This is a genomic window from Photobacterium malacitanum, assembly GCF_900185615.1.
Lineage (GTDB): Bacteria > Pseudomonadota > Gammaproteobacteria > Enterobacterales > Vibrionaceae > Photobacterium > Photobacterium malacitanum.
In genome coordinates, this window is record NZ_FYAK01000033.1 from 1 (window position 1) to 1,471 (window position 1,471).

2 tRNA genes and 1 rRNA gene are annotated in these 1,471 nt (G+C 45.1%); all 3 read left to right on the top strand.

The window, feature by feature from the left end:
* The first annotated feature begins 30 nt into the window (after nt 1-30).
* Nucleotides 31-107, top strand: a tRNA-Ile gene (locus PMAL9190_RS19870).
* 44 nt (nt 108-151) lie between these two features.
* Nucleotides 152-227, top strand: a tRNA-Ala gene (locus PMAL9190_RS19875).
* Nucleotides 228-552: 325 nt separating this feature from the next.
* Nucleotides 553-1,471, top strand: a 23S ribosomal RNA gene (locus tag PMAL9190_RS19880); the annotation flags it as partial.

The window sequence follows — 1,471 nt, forward strand, 5'->3', positions numbered from 1 at the left end:
TGGTTAAAATGTAAGAACGCAAAAAGACTTGGGTCTGTAGCTCAGGTGGTTAGAGCGCACCCCTGATAAGGGTGAGGTCGGTGGTTCGAGTCCACTCAGACCCACCACTTTTTCTCCCAGAAAAAGTGGCGGTACAGTCTTTTAAATCGTTGGGGTTATAGCTCAGCTGGGAGAGCGCCTGCCTTGCACGCAGGAGGTCTGCGGTTCGATCCCGCATAGCTCCACCACTCTTTAAGTACACTTCTCTTGCAATAGAGAGTAAAAAGTGTTTTTAAAAAGTGGTTATCTAACGATGATTACATGTTCTTTAACAATCTGGAAAGCTGACTAGTAAATTCAATCGATAGATTGATTTTAAAAATGTTTTTATTCTATGAATAAAAACGAGTTCTCAAAACAACACACATTCAAGTGTCTTGATTTTGTTTTCACTTTTTAAAGTGAAGACAAATAAATGAGTCCGGCGAAAAACCAATGTTTAATATTTTCTTGATCGAAATGTTAAACGCAAACCTTGGTTAGTTGAACATACAAGACCTCTTGGGGTTGTATGGTTAAGTGACTAAGCGTACACGGTGGATGCCTTGGCAGTCAGAGGCGATGAAGGACGTATTAACTTGCGATAAGCCCAGATTAGGCAGTAAAAGCCACTTGAGTCTGGGATTTCCGAATGGGGAAACCCACTTACATAAGTAAGTATCATTAACTGAATACATAGGTTAATGAAGCGAACCGGGGGAACTGAAACATCTAAGTACCCCGAGGAAGAGAAATCAACCGAGATTCCGGTAGTAGCGGCGAGCGAAACCGGATTAGCCCTTAAGTTAGTTCAGCGTTAGGTGAAGGTTCTGGAAAGTACCGCGATACAGGGTGATAGCCCCGTAACCAACAACGCTTTATTAGTGAAATCGAGTAGGACGGGACACGTGATATCCTGTTTGAACATGGGGGGACCATCCTCCAAGGCTAAATACTCCTGACTGACCGATAGTGAACCAGTACCGTGAGGGAAAGGCGAAAAGAACCCCTGTGAGGGGAGTGAAATAGAACCTGAAACCGTGTACGTACAAGCAGTAGGAGCCCACTTGTTGGGTGACTGCGTACCTTTTGTATAATGGGTCAGCGACTTAATTTTAGTAGCAAGGTTAACCGTTTAGGGGAGCCGTAGGGAAACCGAGTCTTAACTGGGCGTCATAGTTGCTAGGATTAGACCCGAAACCGAGTGATCTAGCCATGGGCAGGTTGAAGGTGAGGTAACACTTACTGGAGGACCGAACCGACTAATGTTGAAAAATTAGCGGATGACTTGTGGCTAGGGGTGAAAGGCCAATCAAACTCGGAGATAGCTGGTTCTCCCCGAAAGCTATTTAGGTAGCGCCTCGGACGAATACTACTGGGGGTAGAGCACTGTTAAGGCTAGGGGGTCATCCCGACTTACCAACCCTTTGCAAACTCCGAATACCAGTAAGTA